Below are 15,938 nucleotides of genomic sequence, written 5' to 3'. Positions count from 1 at the left end.
GAGGAATACACCTAAACCGCTTCGAAGCCATTTTTTCAATTTAATCTTCCTCCTTTACTTTTCCACGTAATCAGTAGTCGGGATGAGTGCAGCCCTGCCTTGTTTATTTAGTTGGCAGTAGGGTAGGATGGTCATAAAGCAACGTGAATGCAATTTGCTAAAATAGTCTATGTAGAGTATAAAAAATGTGTGAATACCCATAGCACGTTTTGAAAGGAAGAGAATATGAAGAACGGAATGATCGTGAAGAAAACGTTGTTTCCCTCTCCGAACCCACATGTCGAATTATATGAAATTACCTATATATCCTCGGGACTGAGGGTGAAGGGCTTACTGGCTGAGCCTGTTTTAAAGGGTACATACGACGGTTTCCTTTATTTAAGGGGAGGGATCAAAGGTGTCGGCATGGTCAGGCCCGCCAGGATCGCTCAGTTTGCATCACACGGATTCATCGTGTTTGCGCCATATTACAGGGGGAACCTGGGGGGAGAAGGGAATGAAGATTTCGCCGGGGATGACCGTGAAGATGCTGTTGCAGGCGTAGAACTGTTGAAAAATCACTCCCGGGTCGCAAAGAATCGTATCCATGTTTTCGGCTTCTCGAGGGGCGGTGTCATGGCCCTGATGGCAGGGATCGAGTCGAAGGACGTGACATCCATCGTCACATGGGGAGGTGTGTCTGATATGTTCTTGACGTATGACGAACGAAAGGACATGCGGAGAATGATGAAGAGGGTGATCGGGGGAAGTCCGAATAAAGTGCCCGAACGATACCAATGGAGGACTCCCCTGTATTCACTTGAAAACCTTGAAGCGCCGGTCTTGATCATTCACGGGGAAAAAGATCAGAACGTTTCCGTCGAGCATGCATATAGATTAGAAAAACGATTGAAGGAGCTCGGGAAACGGGTTTCGTCCCATTATTTCAAAGAGTTTACGCACTACTTTCCGCCACGGAAGAATCAAGAGATCGTTTCCCTGCTGGCATCATGGATGAAAAGTCAATAAACTAATAAGGATTGAGGTCATATAAGATGGGCATGGGTCTTGAGTTAAATACGATGATTGTGACAAAAGGAAAAGAAGTGAGAAAAGAAGAGAATCTGTTTCAGCTTCAAAAGGACGGATACCGCCTCTATCCGATGCATCTTCCCATAGATGTGAAAAAAACGAAGCACAGTGATCCGAGTGGTTTCGGGAGAATTGAAAAGATGGAGTGGAAGGATGAGAAGACGACGATCGTCTACCGGCTCATTTCCCTCAATTCCACCAATTGAAAACGGAAGGCTGTAAACAAATGCTTACAGCCTTCCGTTTTATTTGATTTCCTCATATAGCAGGTAGCGATTATCCTTCGTTTGCGCGATTAGATAGTTCTTGTGGTCTTTTACGCTATAAATGGGGGTACCTTCCGCCAGCGTATTGGCGGTGAAATTATTGACGGGGTGATACTTGGTTTCGATCTTTTCTTTAATGGATCCCACCTTTTTCTGAAGGGTGAGTTTCTTCTCGGCAGATACCTTCACATATTCTTTGTCGTTCACGACCATCATATCCCCATACCCGCATAATTCATACGATGCAGGTTTCTTCTCCCCGCAGGCACTCAATAGGAATACACATAATAGTAAGAATACCAGACGCTTCATGTTTCTCCTCCTTTTCCATTCGGCACATATTCAAAGGATATTCAAGTTTGTACGGTAACATGTTTGTTTTTTGGACAATCCGATTCATTTTCTACATATGATAAAGTATAGGGAACACTATGAGGTTAGGAGAAATCAACATGAGTATACTGGAAGTGATTGTATTAAATGAGGAAGAAGCGAGAGTGGCAGAAGCATCCGGAGCAGACAGACTAGAATTAGTGTCTGCCATACACGAGGGAGGATTAACGCCTGATTTTCATGTGATAGAAAAAGTATTAAGAGCTGTTTCGATTCCTGTTCAGATTATGATCCGATTACATAGTAAATCTTTCTCGTATCAGTCTGATGAATTGCATACCATGGCCGAACAAGTTAGAACCATAGTTGAAATGGGTGGACGGGGTATCGTTTTTGGCGCATTATCCAATGATGGGAAGCTTGATTCACATGCTTTAAACGAAATCGTACAAAATGCCAAAGGTCAATCGATTACTTTTCATCGAGCTATCGATGTGTCAGGTGATCCAGTAGCCTTATGTAAAAGAATATTCCATTCAGGCATAAATGTTGATCGAATTCTCACATCAGGGGGAAGGTCTGAAGTGAGTAAGGGGTTGGATATGATTGGTGAAATGAGAGAAATAGAGAAAATGGGTGGTCCCATTATTATGCCGGGTTCAGGTTTAAATGTGAAAAACATAAGAGAAATACACAGCAAGCTAAATGCAAGAGAATATCATGTAGGATCAGGTGCCCGTCATAGGGGGAGCTTTGAATTCGGAATAGACTCTGAAAAGGTAATGGAAATCAAACGTGCGATCATGTCCTAATTTGAATTGTTACTATACTACTATATAAAAAAAGAATGAATTATGGTAAAAATAGTATGTAATACAACATCATACTATCAATATTTCTACTAGGGGAGTCCGATACATTGCTTGGACTGAGAGAAGAACGCATAAGTTCTTTGACCCTTTGAACCTGATCTGGATGATACCAGCGTAGGGAAGTAGTACGGATGCGCTTCGTGTGTATTTTAGCGCATACTACTTTTTGACATCTCGGGTTCTGATTTTTCAGGGCCTTTTTTTGTGTCTCCATGTCCTATTTTTTGAACAAAGGGGGATGCCTGACGCAGTAACTTCTGGATCCAATCAAAAGGAGGAGAAGTAAAATGGCAATCAAATTGAAATCGCAATTTACAAACAGTAAAAAAGTATATGTTGGAGGATCAAGGCCTGACATAAATGTACCGATGAGAGAAATTGAACTGAGCAGGACGAATGTTGCCTTAGGTGTGGAAGAGAATGAACCTGTTCGAGTATATGATACAAGCGGACCTTATACAGATGAGCATTACCATGTCGATATTAAGAAAGGATTACCTTCTGTCCGCACAGAATGGATCTTGGAACGTCAGGATGTCCGGGCTTACCCGGGACGTGAAATCAAACCGAAAGATAACGGTTATAAAGGAGAAGGTCCCAGTGCAAACGTAGAGTCGTTCCCAACTATCAAACGTACCCCAATGCGTGCAAAAACGGGTCGTAATGTGACTCAAATGCATTATGCGAAAAAAGGAATCATTACACCGGAAATGGAGTTCATTGCTATCCGGGAAAAGATGGATCCTTCATTTGTCAGAGAAGAAGTAGCAAATGGCAGGGCCATCATTCCTGCTAATATCAATCATCCTGAATGTGAACCGATGATCATCGGTCGTCACTTTCATGTGAAAATAAACGCCAATATCGGAAACTCGGCCGTATCCTCATCCGTTGAAGAAGAAGTGGAGAAAATGACGTGGGCAACTCGCTGGGGTGCCGACACCATAATGGACTTATCAACAGGAAAAAACATCCATACAACAAGGGAGTGGGTCATTCGAAATTCGCCTGTCCCTGTAGGTACCGTACCGATTTATCAAGCACTTGAAAAGGTTAACGGGATTGCAGAGAATCTGACATGGGATGTGTATAGGGATACATTGATCGAACAGGCGGAGCAAGGTGTTGATTACTTCACCATCCATGCAGGTGTATTATTGCGCTATATTCACCTGACGGCTAATCGTACAACGGGAATCGTATCGCGCGGAGGTTCAATCATGGCACAATGGTGTCTTGCCCATCATAAAGAGAATTTTCTTTATTCACATTTTGAAGATATATGTAAGATTTTAAAAGCCTATGATATCTCCGTTTCCCTAGGAGATGGTTTAAGGCCCGGATCAATTGCTGATGCGAATGATGAAGCACAGTTTGCCGAGCTTGAAACATTGGGTGAGCTAACCAAAATTGCTTGGAAGCATGATGTACAGGTGATGATTGAAGGCCCTGGTCATGTACCTATGCATATGATTAAAGAGAATGTGGATAAGCAAATGGAAATCTGTCATGAAGCTCCTTTTTATACCCTGGGGCCATTAACGACAGATATTGCACCGGGGTATGATCACATTACTTCCGCCATAGGGGCTGCCATGATCGGTTGGTTTGGAACAGCTATGCTGTGCTATGTAACACCGAAAGAGCATCTGGGATTACCGAATAAAGATGATGTGCGAGAGGGTGTCATTGCTTATAAAATCGCCGCACACGCAGCGGATTTGGCGAAAGGGCATCCAGGGGCACAAGTAAGGGATAATGCCGTTTCTAAGGCTCGATTTGAATTTAGATGGAATGACCAATTTAATTTATCCCTGGACCCGGAACGTGCAAGGGAGTATCATGATGAAACACTTCCTGCAGAAGGGGCAAAAACGGCCCATTTTTGTTCAATGTGTGGACCGAAATTTTGTTCAATGAGAATATCACATGATATAAGGGGAATGGAGCAGAATAGCATTGATGATGTTCATAAGGAAATAGAAAAAGGATTGAAAGAAAAATCGAAGGAGTTTGTGGAAAATGGATCAAACATCTATCGATAAACCTACCTGTCATGTCCTCAAATTGAAGTATGAGATCATAAAGCTCAATCAGAAAATCACCCAACTCGAAAAAGAAGTGAAGAGCATTCAGGAAAACTGCAGGCATGTCTTCTATGAGACTGATGTAACAAGGTCTTGTATCAAATGTCATTATGTAGAAAGTACCTATTATTAGAAAAGTGTAAGTTATTGATTGAATTTCTTTTGACAGCTCTTATGTACCGTGCTACGATTATTACAAATTTCAGAATAGTAAATGAATATGTGAAACTCTTATTGAGAGAGGTGGAGGGACTGGCCCTGTGAAACCCGGCAACCATTCAACGGAATTGTTGAAAAGGTGCTAATTCCTGCAAAGCAAACGGCTTTGGAAAATAAGAGAGGATTCTATTAACATGAAACCCTCTCTACAGTAGTTAGAGAGGGTTTTACGTTTTTTTGAAAGAAAAATTAAATAGACCAATGCAATAGGTGCTGAGACACTCTCAGCTAAAAGGGAAGACCGGTGAAAATCCGGCGCGGTCCCGCCACTGTAACGGGGAGCGACTTATCATTCAACCACTATTTCTGTTGAAATGGGAAGGGATAAGAAGCTGTGAACCTAAGTCAGGAGACCTGCCTGTTGTATGCGCTTATGCTCTACGTGGATATAGAGAGGGGTGAGGAATACGTGTTGAGGATATCAGTTTGTCTCGACTCTAGTTAGATATGCGTATGAATCTCTCTTTCATTTGAAAGGGAGATTTTTTTGTTGGGACTACGTACTAAAGATGATAAAGATGGGGAGTGTGAATGATGAGTAAGGTCATGAGTTCGAGTTTAGGGTATCCGAGGATTGGAGAAAATCGTGAGTGGAAAAAGACATTGGAAGAATATTGGGCAGGTAAGGTTGACGAAGATTCCTTCCTGGAACAAATAGAGAACATTCGCCTGGATCATGTGAAGAAGCAGCTGGATCAAGGGGTGGATTTGATTCCACTCGGGGATTTCAGCTTATATGATCATGTACTTGATACTGCGGCCATGTTCGGAATCGTTCCCGACAGATTTCACTATAAAGGCGGGAAAGTCAGTCTGGATACGTATTTTGAAATGGCAAGGGGGGCAAAGGGGGCAGCAGCATCAGAAATGACGAAATGGTTTAACACCAATTATCATTATATTGTCCCGGAACTTGGGGAATCCGTACCTCAACTGGTGGAAAATCGTCCGCTATTCTATTACAAGGAAGCGAAAGAAAAGCTTGGTATTAAGGGGAAGCCGGTAATAGTGGGTCCATTCACCTTCGTGAAATTATCTAAAGGATATTATGAAGTAGACTATCAATCAATCGTAAACGACTTTGTGCCTTTATATGCCGGGATCTTGCGAGAATTGCAGGAAGAGGGAGTAGAATGGGTGCAGATCGACGAGCCGATCCTGTGTGCTTCCATCACAAAACAAGAGATTGATCGATTTACCGAAATTTACGGAAGATTAAAGAAAGCCGCTCCTGATGTAAAGATTATTCTTCAAACCTATTTTGATCATTTAGAACACTATAAAGAGGTGACAGCCATTCCTGTAGACGGGATAGGTATGGATTTTATATATGACCGGGGAGAGAATATGGCTGCACTAAAGCAAAACGGTTTCCCTAAAGATAAAATTCTGGCAGCAGGAGTTGTGGACGGCAGGAATATCTGGAGGACGAATCTTGTTGAAGCCCATTCATTTTTATCTGAATTGACTGATTATGTACCAAAGGACCGCTTAATCATTCAGCCATCATCCAGTTTGCTCCATGTACCGGTGACCGTGCGGAATGAAGAAACTTTGGATAAAACGCTTCGTAATGGTATTTCATTTGCTGATGAGAAATTGCAGGAAGTCGTCCTCCTAACAAGAGCCCTCGGGGAAGGAATATGGAGAGTGCAGAGTGATGTGGATGAATGTTTGAAGTCCATAAGTGACTTACATACATCGCCAAATAGAAACAAACCATCTGTTCAAGATAAGTTAAAAGGATTGAATCCATTAGATGTCGGACGAAAATCTCCATTTTCGATTCGCATGGTAGCACAGTCAAAGCTCCCTCTTCTTCCCACTACCACAATTGGCAGCTTCCCTCAGACAAGGGAGGTAAGAAGACAAAGGAAGAAGTGGCGTAATGGAGAGCTTGATGAGGGTGAGTATCAACGGTTCATTCGTGCAGAAATAAAGCGGTGGATCGACATTCAGGAAGAAATCGGCCTGGACGTATTTGTACATGGAGAATTTGAACGGACCGATATGGTGGAATTTTTCGGTGAGAAACTAGAGGGATTTCACTTCACTACATTCGGATGGGTCCAATCCTACGGGTCCAGATGTGTGAAGCCTCCAATCATTTATGGGGATGTGAATTTCAAAGAGCCGATGACAGTTAAAGAAACCGTGTATGCCCAATCTCTAACTGATAAACCGGTAAAGGGAATGGTAACGGGCCCTATTACCATTCTAAACTGGTCCTTTGTTCGGAATGACATTCCCCGCTATATAGTAGCTAATCAAATAGCGCTCTCTCTTCGGAAAGAGATTGAGTCACTCGAAGATGAGGGAATATGGATGATCCAGGTAGACGAACCGGCACTTAGAGAGGGTTTACCCTTAAAAAAGGAACGGTGGGAAGAATATTTACAGGCTGCGGTCTTTTCATTTAAGTTAGCCACATCATCGGTGCAAAATGAAACTCAAATTCATACTCATATGTGTTACTCTGATTTTGAAGATATCATTGAAGCAATCCGTAACCTTGATGCTGATGTACTCTCCATCGAAACCTCAAGGAGTCATGGTGAATTAATCAATGTATTTCAAGAAAATAGGTACGACAAAGGGATAGGATTGGGCGTTTACGATATTCACAGTCCCTTTATCCCTGATCGTGAGGAGATCATTTCGCATATTAGACGATCTTTACAGGTGCTGGATCCAAAACAATTCTGGATCAACCCTGATTGCGGATTGAAAACACGGGGGATACCTGAAACCATTTCATCGCTTAAAGTGATGGTGGAAGCAGCGAAACATGTTCGGAAGGAATTACTGGTAAAGAGAGAATCATAAAGGGAGGTGACGCAATTCAATCGTTGAATTGCGTCTTTCCCTGTAAAGCTTTTTGAAAGGAGCTCAAAAGTTGTCATACATAGCTATAGGAAGAATCATACAGGTGTACAATGAACGATGCCCTGACCGCACTTTTCTATATATGATTAGTGACAAAGGGGAAGATGAATTAGAGCAGGGTAGAATATCATTGAGAACGGCATTGAGGCTTGAGGCATGTAAAAAAATCTGTAACATATATGCCCCTAGTTAAAATTAAAAGTCGATTTGATTAGATGGAGGGCAAAAAGTTCTTCCCTAAATCCTAGACTTTGTGTTAACTTATTGTTATATAGGGTTTACATACAAGGGGGATTTTAACATGAATGGAGAAAAACTGCGGATGATCATTCACTGTGCCATCTTTGCTGCCATGACAGGAATTTTCGCACAGATTGAAATACCACTGCCACTCGTTCCCATCAGCGGCCAAACCCTGGCTGTCGGGATCACGGCTACGATACTTGGAAGCAGATACGGGGCGCTGTCCCTGATATGCTATGCGGCACTGGGCGCGGTAGGGGTCCCGGTGTTTGCCGGTTTCAGTGGAGGGGCACAAGTCCTGGTCGGTCCGACCGGAGGCTATATCTTCGGGTTTATCATTGCGGCTTACTTTACAGGACTCATTCTTGAAAAAACGAGATTTACGATTCCGATGGCGATGATCGCCAACACCGTCGGCATGATCATCACGTTAATTCTTGGGACCATCCAACTGAAATTTGTGGCGGATCTTGGCTGGAGTCAGGCGATGGCAGCGGGGGTTTATCCGTTTATCGTCGTGGGACTCATTAAAGCATTCCTGGCAAGCTGGATTGGAATCACAGTGAGAAAACGCTTGGTACAGGCGAAATTGATCCAGAACCGGAACGTGGCAGCATAATAGAAAAGTGGACTCCTATTTTTAGGAATCCACTTTTTTTTAGTTGAATTTATACATTGACCAATAGCCGATGTCTTTAAAGCCGATACGCTTATAAATTTTTCCTGCTTCAGGATTGTCATAAAAGAGGCATAGTTCTTTTCCTTCGTTCAACACGTCACGGCAAAGCTTTGTCATGCACTCTGTTGCGTAGCCCTTTTTCTTGTATTGGGGATGTGTGCATACGGCGACGATCATGGCGGACATGCTGTTTTCAGCTGTTGTGGAAGCGGAAGAAACGAACTTTCCGTCCTCTTCTACATAGTAACTGCGGGCTACGCCCTTTTCCATCCCATGCTTTCTTTTCTCTACGGTAAAGTCTCCTCCGCTGAATTCCGGGATAGCGTTCAACAGCTCCACGAGTTGCGGCAGATCGGTGAAAGAAGCTTCTTTCACATGAGGAAGCTCCCGGTCTTCCATGGAGGATGCACTGTCACATTTGGCGTAATACATATGTCTTTTCGAATTGATTTCCCTGGATAAGAAGGGTTCAACTTCAGTGACAATCCGTTTCAATCCTGAAACGATGCTGTAGTCTTTTGTTTCGTTGATAATGGCGGCAAAGCCTTCTGCGTCAAAATCCCCCATGGAATAAGGGATGAAATTTTCTCTGTATTTGAGGAGGATCCCCCGGAGATTTCCTTCCTCATCAAAATCTCCCCAAATCTTCTGGAAATCCTGTTCAAACCCAAAGGCTTCGATGTCCCCGATGATGAACAAGTTCTCAGCAGGCTGCTGCTGAATGAGTCGCTGACAAATAACATGATCTTTCTCTGTAAGCTGTCTGATCATCTCAATTCCCCCTGTAAAATTTAATCATAATCATACCAAAATTAGTAATATTTAGTAAAGTGTTATTTTACTTTGGAATCGAAAAAAAGAATAGGGAAATGGTAGTGGTTTTAAATTTCATCTTTTAGGGAAACTTATGAGCAATACTCGTTTTTCTATAACAGTTCTAAGGAGGAGCACACATGCTTTGGACCATCATCGGAATCTTATTAGTTCTTTGGTTACTAGGATTGATCTTTAAAATCGGTGGAGCCGTCATCCATGTTCTACTGATCATCGCCGTTGTCGTATTCTTATTCAACAGAATCACCGGCCGGAAAAAAGGGCTATAACGATAACAAAGGTCCGTCCCTCAATCGTGAGGGACGGACCTTTGTATGTTAGTTAAGAGATTTATTTAACGGACGGGCCGCCTTTTTGTTCGATGTCAGAAGGGACGTTCGAGAATTTCTTGAAGTTCTCGTTGAATTTGTGAGCAAGTTCTTTTGCTTTGACTTCATAAGCCGCTTCATTGGACCATGTTTTCTTAGGTTGAAGTACTTCGTCTGGAACGCCAGGAACGTGAACCGGGATGTTCAGACCGAAAATCTCGTCTGTTGCCGTTTCCACATTCGTAAGTTCACCCTCAAGTGCCGCCTGTATCATGGCGCGGGTGTAGGAAAGCTTCATGCGATTCCCCACTCCGTATTCTCCGCCGGTCCAACCTGTATTCACGAGGAATACCTGTGCATTGTGCTCATCGATCTTCTTACCGAGCATTTCTGCGTAACGAGTGGCAGGAAGCGGAAGGAATGGAGATCCAAAGCAAGTTGAGAAAGTTGCCTGTGGTGAAGTGATTCCACGCTCCGTACCTGCAAGCTTCGATGTATATCCACTTAAGAAATGATACATTGCCTGTTCTTTTGTCAGCTTGCTGATCGGAGGTAATACGCCGAAAGCATCAGCTGTTAAGAAAACAATCGTATTTGGGTGTCCTGCGATACTTGGTTCCACGATGTTTTCCATCGCTTGAAGGGGGTAGGCAGCACGCGTGTTTTCTGTTAAAGTGTTATCATCATAATCCGCGATGCGGGACATGTCATCAAGAACGACATTTTCAAGTACCGAACCGAAACGGATCGCATCAAAGATCTGAGGTTCTTTTTCACGTGTAAGCCCGATGCACTTAGCATAGCATCCGCCTTCGATATTGAATACGCCGTTCGGGGACCATCCGTGCTCATCATCACCGATCAAACGGCGGTTTGGATCTGCGGATAAAGTCGTTTTACCAGTACCGGATAATCCGAAGAACAACGCTACATCGCCTTCGCGTCCAACGTTTGAAGAACAGTGCATGGAAAGGATGTCGGATTCAGGAAGTACATAGTTCATGACCGAGAAGATGGATTTCTTCATTTCACCGGCATATTCCGTACCGCCGATCAACACGATCCGTTTTTCAAATGAAACGATGATGAACGTTTCAGAGTGAGTGCCATCCACTTCTGGATCAGCCTTGAAGTTCGGTGCTGAAATGACGGTGAATTCAGATTGATGATCTTTTAACTCTTCTGTTTCCGGGCGGATGAATAATTGGTGGGCAAACAGATTATGCCAGGCAAACTCATTGATCACCTGGATCGGTAGTCTATGTTTCGGGTCTGCCCCTGCGAACCCTTTAAATGAAAATACTTCTTCTTTTTCTTTTAAGTATTCGATGACTTTTGTATATAATTTATCGAATGATTCCGAAGAGATCGGCTGATTGACAGAACCCCATTCGATTTTATCTTTCGTCGTTGGTTCTTCTACAATAAATTTATCTTTAGGAGAGCGTCCTGTGTATTTACCAGTTTCTGCTCTGATTGCACCTGATGAAGTTAAAACGCCTTCATTTCGTTGAAGGACCTTTTCGACTAGTTGAGAAACAGATAATTGTTCCTGGATGTTTTGACCATTAAGTAATTCCGTTAATTCATTAGACATGCTCACTGAATTCATTCGAACCCTTCCTTTATATAAATTTATTTAAATGGTATCGTTTACTTTACAAAAATAGTATAACACAATCAAGCTATTAGTCTATACTATTTATTTAATTTTATAATGTGTCTTCATTTTGTCACATTTCTTGACCGAATAAAGCTTGTTTCTTCTTATTTATATGAAATGCACCTCGCAATGATTAGCCTCATTACCCCATTAGGTTATGTACATGATAAAAAAACAGGCTGAAACCACGAAATGAATGGTTAAACCTGTCACTCAAAAAAAGTTGACACCACTTGTCCTAACCGTTATCATTGTTCCTTGAACGGATACTCTTATCCTGAGCTGGTGGAGGGAGCAGACCCTATGAAACCCAGCAACCTGCTAAATAGTGAATGGATCCATTTCTTTAATGAATCCGATTAAGCGAAGGTGCTAAACTGAGGCAAGGTCTCTAAAACCTTGAACGATAAGAGAGAAAAGGCGCGGCTATGATCTGAAACCTTTCCTCTGAAACTTTTTCCACGAGGAAGGGTTTTTTCTGTTTATAGTGGACCACATGCACATAAATCATGATTTATTTATAAAAGAATCATGTTTACTTCATACTACTTAGGGAAATGAGTACCGTATCTGTTTACTGTTTTGTCAGAAGAATTGTTCTGACAAATATGCTTAAGGAGGAACCTTGATGTCAACTAAACGTCGTCTGTTTACATCTGAGTCCGTAACCGAAGGACATCCAGATAAAATTTGTGACCAAATTTCTGATTCAATTCTTGATGCAATTCTGACCAATGATCCGAATGCACGTGTAGCGTGTGAAACGTCTGTCACAACGGGTCTTGTGCTTGTTGCAGGTGAAATCACTACGAATACGTATGTTGATATCCCGAAAATCGTTCGTGAAACGATCCGTGAAATTGGCTATACCCGTGCGAAATACGGCTTTGATGCTGAAACATGTGCAGTTCTGACTTCCATTGATGAGCAGTCTGCCGATATCGCTCAAGGTGTCGATCAGGCCCTTGAGGCCCGTGAAGGTCAAATGACGGATGAAGAAATCGATGCAATCGGTGCAGGTGACCAAGGATTGATGTTCGGATTCGCTTGTAATGAAACGAAAGAGCTTATGCCTCTTCCGATTTCCCTTGCCCACAAAATCTCCCGTCGTTTAACGGAAGTACGTAAAGAAGAGATCCTTCCTTACCTTCGTCCGGATGGAAAAACACAAGTAACCGTTGAATACGATGAAAACGATAAGCCGGTCCGCATCGACACGATCGTCATCTCTACTCAGCATCACCCTGAAGTGACGCTTGAGCAAATCCAACGCAACCTGAAAGAATATGTCATCGACCCGGTTGTACCGAAAGAACTGATCGATGAAGAAACGAAATATTTCATCAACCCGACTGGCCGCTTCGTAATCGGTGGACCACAAGGTGATGCAGGTCTGACAGGACGTAAAATCATCGTTGACACATATGGCGGATACGCACGTCACGGTGGCGGTGCCTTCTCTGGTAAGGATGCAACGAAAGTGGACCGTTCAGCGGCTTATGCAGCGCGCTATGTAGCGAAGAACATCGTGGCAGCGGGACTTGCTGAGAAATGTGAAGTTCAATTAGCGTATGCAATCGGTGTGGCGAAGCCCGTATCCATCTCCGTTGATACATTTGGAACAGGGAAAGTGTCAGAAGATGTATTAATTGACGTTGTGAGCAATAACTTTGACCTTCGTCCTGCAGGAATCATCAAGATGCTTGACCTTCGTCGTCCGATCTACAAGCAGACAGCTGCTTACGGACACTTCGGCCGTAACGATCTTGATCTTCCTTGGGAACGCACAAACAAAGCGGATGCGTTGAAAGCAGAAGCATTAGGCGAATAAGGAAAGATAGAAGAGACCAACACTCTTTGGGGTGTTGGTCTTTTTGTTGATGATCAAAAGAAAATCTTCCATGAGTATTCTCAAGGAGGATGGGGTATCCCAAGTATAGGAAGTTAAAACGGTTTGATGTTCTTATAATATTGTCCTTTTTCTGCGTATTCTCTTGAAATGCGCTTCATTTCACTGATATCGTGCTCATTGAGCTCCCTCACGACTTTTGCCGGCCGTCCGAATGCAAGGGTATTTGGCGGGATGACCTTCCCTTGTGGGACAAGGCTTCCGGCTCCGATGAACGCCCCTTCGCCGATTTCGGCATTATCAAGAATGATGGAGCCCATGCCAATCAATGCCTTTTTCCTGATTTTGCAGCTATGTAGGATCACCCCATGGCCGACGGTCACTTCATCTTCAAGGATAAGAGGGTTATTTGGACTCTGATGGAGAATGGAGTTATCCTGTATATTTACTTTATCCCCGATTTTTGTGGGAGCGACATCCCCCCTGATGACGGTATTGAACCAGATACTTGATTCTTCACCGATCTCCACGTCCCCTGAAATGGTGACATAATCGGCGATGAATGCCGAACGGGCGATGATGGGTTTCTTATCATAATACGGATAGAGCATTTTTTACTACCCCTTTCAATAATATTTATTATAATAATGGTAGCAGAATTCATTCATGGAGAGAACTACAAAGGAGGAATTGCCATGTGGAAATGGGAATCAGATCAAGAGGCAAAGGCAGTCATCGTCATCATTCATGGAGCGATGGAACATCACGGAAGATATGGTTGGCTCATTGAAATGTGGCGTGCATCAGGCTTTCACGTCGTCATGGGTGACTTACCCGGTCAGGGAATGACGTCAAGAAGCCAAAGGGGACATATCGATTCCTTTGATGAATACATTGTGGAAGTGAAGGACTGGGTCCAGGCAGCCTATCAATTTGAACTGCCCGTCTTTGTGATCGGCCATAGTATGGGCGGGCTAATCGCCATACGACTCCTGCAGGAATCCCATGTGAACGTAGCAGGTGTCATTTTATCCTCGCCGTGTTTAGGATTGGTTACGACCCCGGCTAAACCGGTCGAGCTATTATCCCTCGGTTTAAATAAAATCGCTCCGATGGTGAAGTTCCCGTCAGGATTAACCATCGATATGGCGACCCGAAACGCAGATGTCCGGGAAATCGACAGCAATGATACGCTTTATATCACGAAAGTATCTGTCCGCTGGTACAGGGAGCTTGTACAGGCGATGAAGCAAGCATTTGCCAACCTGGAAAAAATGCCAGACGTCCCATTGCTTGTGATGCAGGCAGGGGATGATAAAATCGTCGAAAAAAAGACAGTGAAAAAATGGTTTAATGAGCTGTCATTATCTGAAATGCATTACAAAGAATGGCCAAAGTGCTATCATGAAATTTATAATGAACCTGAAAGAGAAGAGATCTATGAGTATTCTAAGATCTTCATTGAAAGCAGATTGAAAGCGCTGGGATACATTTTGTAAAAGAGGTGATGAAATGTCGATACCAAGTGATCCCTTTTCATTAATGACAAGAGTGTACCGCACCGTTTTTCCCATCGTGCACGAAGAATTGGACGGCTGGAAAAAGCGGGCGGAAACAATACCGAATCAGGAACTGAGGAATCAGGCACTTGCGAGCATCCAGCATAAAACATTCCATTGCGAGGGAGGATCGATCCTTTCCCTTCTGGCATTGGAGCATAAAGCAGATACGATCCGGTTCATCGTCGCGTATCAGACGATCAGCGATTACCTGGATAATCTGTGCGATCGCAGTGTGTCCCTTGATCCCGATGACTTTGCCCTCCTGCATCAGTCCATGAAGGATTCCTTGACGGTGGGGGCAGAACCTGTCAATTATTATGCTTTAAGAAGGGACCAGGATGATGGAGGATACCTGAGGGATCTGGTCCTGACATGTCAATCCGTTTTGCGCAGCTTACGCCATTACGAAAGCATCAAGGATGATCTCCTTGAACTGTGTGAGTATTATTGTGATCTGCAGATACATAAACACGTGAAGAAAGAAGAGAGGGTGGCCAGGCTTCAAGGATGGTTTGAAACCCACCGCCCGAACCTGCCTGAAATGGACTGGTATGAGTTTTCCGCTTGTTCAGGTTCGACCCTTGGCATCTTCTGCTTGGTATCTTATGCCAATCGAAGTGACTTCAAGCCTTCGTATACGGAGAAAATCAAGCGGGGCTATTTCCCGTATATACAGGGATTACATATCCTTCTCGATTACTTCATCGATCAGGATGAGGACCGGGAAGGGGGAGATTTGAACTTCTGCTTTTACTATGAAAATGATGAGCATTTAAAAGAGCGTCTCATCCATTTTCTGCAGAAGGCCGACGAACATACCCATGAGCTTCCCCATGCTCACTTTCACCGTTTGATCAATAAAGGACTCATCGGCGTCTACCTGTCTGACGACAAAGCAAGTAAACAGGCAAGCGTCCAATCCTTCTCCAAACAATTCATCAGAGAAGCCGGCTGGATCACCAAATTCTTCTACCTGAACGGGAAAATCTACCGCAAATGGAGAAACCGCAAAAAAACATCTTAATAGACGATCGAGGGACGGACCTCCGAAATACTTCGGAGGTCC

At 43.4% G+C, this 15,938-nt stretch carries 15 protein-coding genes and 4 riboswitches; of the genes, 11 read left to right on the top strand and 4 right to left on the bottom strand.

Annotated elements, in window-relative coordinates:
• Positions 1-237: 237 nt before the first annotated feature.
• Entirely contained in the window at positions 238-1,008 is a 771-nt protein-coding gene (locus P8596_RS19340; protein WP_224522326.1) for an alpha/beta hydrolase family protein, read from the top strand.
• A gap of 26 nt (positions 1,009-1,034) precedes the next feature.
• Positions 1,035-1,277, top strand: coding sequence for a DUF2584 domain-containing protein (locus P8596_RS19335; protein ID WP_079534072.1), 243 nt, complete (start codon positions 1,035-1,037; stop codon positions 1,275-1,277).
• Positions 1,278-1,316: 39 nt separating this feature from the next.
• Here the strand turns inward: P8596_RS19335 and P8596_RS19330 are convergent, their stop codons facing one another.
• The gene (locus P8596_RS19330) at positions 1,317-1,649 is read right to left on the bottom strand and encodes a hypothetical protein (RefSeq protein WP_279724765.1); all 333 of its coding nucleotides are present in this window, start codon (positions 1,647-1,649) and stop codon (positions 1,317-1,319) included.
• Positions 1,650-1,789: 140 nt separating this feature from the next.
• Here P8596_RS19330 and P8596_RS19325 point away from each other — a divergent pair, with 140 nt between their 5' ends.
• The 5 genes from P8596_RS19325 to P8596_RS19305 all read left to right on the top strand — a co-directional run bounded on the left by P8596_RS19325 (position 1,790) and on the right by P8596_RS19305 (position 8,596).
• Positions 1,790-2,482, top strand: a complete 693-nt coding sequence (locus P8596_RS19325; RefSeq protein ID WP_279724763.1) for a copper homeostasis protein CutC — start codon at positions 1,790-1,792, stop codon at positions 2,480-2,482.
• Between the two features lie 81 nt (positions 2,483-2,563).
• A riboswitch (TPP riboswitch) is annotated at positions 2,564-2,680 on the top strand.
• A gap of 149 nt (positions 2,681-2,829) precedes the next feature.
• The gene (gene thiC / locus P8596_RS19320) at positions 2,830-4,587 is read left to right on the top strand and encodes a phosphomethylpyrimidine synthase ThiC (protein WP_279724762.1); all 1,758 of its coding nucleotides are present in this window, start codon (positions 2,830-2,832) and stop codon (positions 4,585-4,587) included.
• Positions 4,565-4,762, top strand: a complete 198-nt coding sequence (locus P8596_RS19315; protein WP_279724761.1) for a hypothetical protein — start codon at positions 4,565-4,567, stop codon at positions 4,760-4,762. Before thiC ends, P8596_RS19315 begins: the two co-directional genes overlap by 23 nt.
• A 95-nt stretch (positions 4,763-4,857) precedes the next feature.
• Positions 4,858-4,968, top strand: a riboswitch (SAM riboswitch).
• 71 nt (positions 4,969-5,039) lie between these two features.
• Positions 5,040-5,224: riboswitch (cobalamin riboswitch) on the top strand.
• Positions 5,225-5,382: 158 nt separating this feature from the next.
• Positions 5,383-7,674 (top strand): 5-methyltetrahydropteroyltriglutamate--homocysteine S-methyltransferase, encoded by a 2,292-nt coding sequence (metE, locus tag P8596_RS19310; RefSeq protein WP_279727035.1) that lies wholly within the window; start codon positions 5,383-5,385, stop codon positions 7,672-7,674.
• 361 nt (positions 7,675-8,035) lie between these two features.
• Entirely contained in the window at positions 8,036-8,596 is a 561-nt protein-coding gene (locus tag P8596_RS19305; protein ID WP_034765532.1) for a biotin transporter BioY, read from the top strand.
• A gap of 39 nt (positions 8,597-8,635) precedes the next feature.
• Here P8596_RS19305 and P8596_RS19300 read toward each other — a convergent pair whose 3' ends face one another.
• Positions 8,636-9,427: a GNAT family N-acetyltransferase gene (locus tag P8596_RS19300; protein WP_279724759.1), complete on the bottom strand. Its 792-nt coding sequence runs from the start codon at positions 9,425-9,427 to the stop codon at positions 8,636-8,638.
• 182 nt (positions 9,428-9,609) lie between these two features.
• Here P8596_RS19300 and P8596_RS19295 point away from each other — a divergent pair, with 182 nt between their 5' ends.
• Positions 9,610-9,759, top strand: a complete 150-nt coding sequence (locus tag P8596_RS19295; protein WP_106298475.1) for a lmo0937 family membrane protein — start codon at positions 9,610-9,612, stop codon at positions 9,757-9,759.
• A 61-nt stretch (positions 9,760-9,820) separates the two neighbouring features.
• On the opposite strand, the gene pckA is transcribed toward P8596_RS19295, so the two are convergent.
• Positions 9,821-11,410 (bottom strand): phosphoenolpyruvate carboxykinase (ATP), encoded by a 1,590-nt coding sequence (gene pckA, locus P8596_RS19290; protein WP_224522116.1) that lies wholly within the window; start codon positions 11,408-11,410, stop codon positions 9,821-9,823.
• Between the two features lie 320 nt (positions 11,411-11,730).
• Positions 11,731-11,874: riboswitch (SAM riboswitch) on the top strand.
• 215 nt (positions 11,875-12,089) lie between these two features.
• On the opposite strand from pckA, the gene metK reads away from it, so the two are divergent.
• Positions 12,090-13,292 (top strand): methionine adenosyltransferase, encoded by a 1,203-nt coding sequence (gene metK, locus P8596_RS19285; RefSeq protein ID WP_229594245.1) that lies wholly within the window; start codon positions 12,090-12,092, stop codon positions 13,290-13,292.
• Positions 13,293-13,405: 113 nt separating this feature from the next.
• Here metK and P8596_RS19280 read toward each other — a convergent pair whose 3' ends face one another.
• Positions 13,406-13,921, bottom strand: coding sequence for a gamma carbonic anhydrase (locus P8596_RS19280; protein WP_034765544.1), 516 nt, complete (start codon positions 13,919-13,921; stop codon positions 13,406-13,408).
• Between the two features lie 84 nt (positions 13,922-14,005).
• On the opposite strand from P8596_RS19280, the gene P8596_RS19275 reads away from it, so the two are divergent.
• Together P8596_RS19275 and P8596_RS19270 are read left to right on the top strand one after the other, a co-directional pair.
• A complete protein-coding gene (locus P8596_RS19275; protein ID WP_224522118.1) occupies positions 14,006-14,809 on the top strand; it encodes an alpha/beta hydrolase in 804 nt (267 codons plus the stop codon).
• A 13-nt stretch (positions 14,810-14,822) separates the two neighbouring features.
• Positions 14,823-15,896, top strand: coding sequence for a tetraprenyl-beta-curcumene synthase family protein (locus tag P8596_RS19270; protein WP_279724758.1), 1,074 nt, complete (start codon positions 14,823-14,825; stop codon positions 15,894-15,896).
• Positions 15,897-15,938 lie beyond the last annotated feature (42 nt).

Origin of the sequence: Rossellomorea sp. DA94 (genome assembly GCF_029834455.1) — a bacterium.
Lineage (GTDB): Bacteria > Bacillota > Bacilli > Bacillales > Bacillaceae_B > Rossellomorea > Rossellomorea vietnamensis.
Note: the sequence above shows the minus strand (reverse complement) of the source record. Positions and strands in the feature narration are given on the sequence as shown.

What these genes read in the sequence shown, in the direction of transcription:
- P8596_RS19340 (WP_224522326.1), top strand. Translation starts at nt 238, where the DNA reads ATGATCGTGAAGAAAACGTTGTTTCCCTCTCCGAACCCACATGTCGAA.
- P8596_RS19335 (WP_079534072.1), top strand. Translation starts at nt 1,035, where the DNA reads ATGGGCATGGGTCTTGAGTTAAATACGATGATTGTGACAAAAGGAAAA.
- P8596_RS19330 (WP_279724765.1), bottom strand. Translation starts at nt 1,649, where the DNA reads ATGAAGCGTCTGGTATTCTTACTATTATGTGTATTCCTATTGAGTGCC.
- P8596_RS19325 (WP_279724763.1), top strand. Translation starts at nt 1,790, where the DNA reads ATGAGTATACTGGAAGTGATTGTATTAAATGAGGAAGAAGCGAGAGTG.
- thiC (WP_279724762.1), top strand. Translation starts at nt 2,830, where the DNA reads ATGGCAATCAAATTGAAATCGCAATTTACAAACAGTAAAAAAGTATAT.
- P8596_RS19315 (WP_279724761.1), top strand. Translation starts at nt 4,565, where the DNA reads ATGGATCAAACATCTATCGATAAACCTACCTGTCATGTCCTCAAATTG.
- metE (WP_279727035.1), top strand. Translation starts at nt 5,383, where the DNA reads ATGAGTAAGGTCATGAGTTCGAGTTTAGGGTATCCGAGGATTGGAGAA.
- P8596_RS19305 (WP_034765532.1), top strand. Translation starts at nt 8,036, where the DNA reads ATGAATGGAGAAAAACTGCGGATGATCATTCACTGTGCCATCTTTGCT.
- P8596_RS19300 (WP_279724759.1), bottom strand. Translation starts at nt 9,427, where the DNA reads ATGATCAGACAGCTTACAGAGAAAGATCATGTTATTTGTCAGCGACTC.
- P8596_RS19295 (WP_106298475.1), top strand. Translation starts at nt 9,610, where the DNA reads ATGCTTTGGACCATCATCGGAATCTTATTAGTTCTTTGGTTACTAGGA.
- pckA (WP_224522116.1), bottom strand. Translation starts at nt 11,410, where the DNA reads ATGAATTCAGTGAGCATGTCTAATGAATTAACGGAATTACTTAATGGT.
- metK (WP_229594245.1), top strand. Translation starts at nt 12,090, where the DNA reads ATGTCAACTAAACGTCGTCTGTTTACATCTGAGTCCGTAACCGAAGGA.
- P8596_RS19280 (WP_034765544.1), bottom strand. Translation starts at nt 13,921, where the DNA reads ATGCTCTATCCGTATTATGATAAGAAACCCATCATCGCCCGTTCGGCA.
- P8596_RS19275 (WP_224522118.1), top strand. Translation starts at nt 14,006, where the DNA reads ATGTGGAAATGGGAATCAGATCAAGAGGCAAAGGCAGTCATCGTCATC.
- P8596_RS19270 (WP_279724758.1), top strand. Translation starts at nt 14,823, where the DNA reads ATGTCGATACCAAGTGATCCCTTTTCATTAATGACAAGAGTGTACCGC.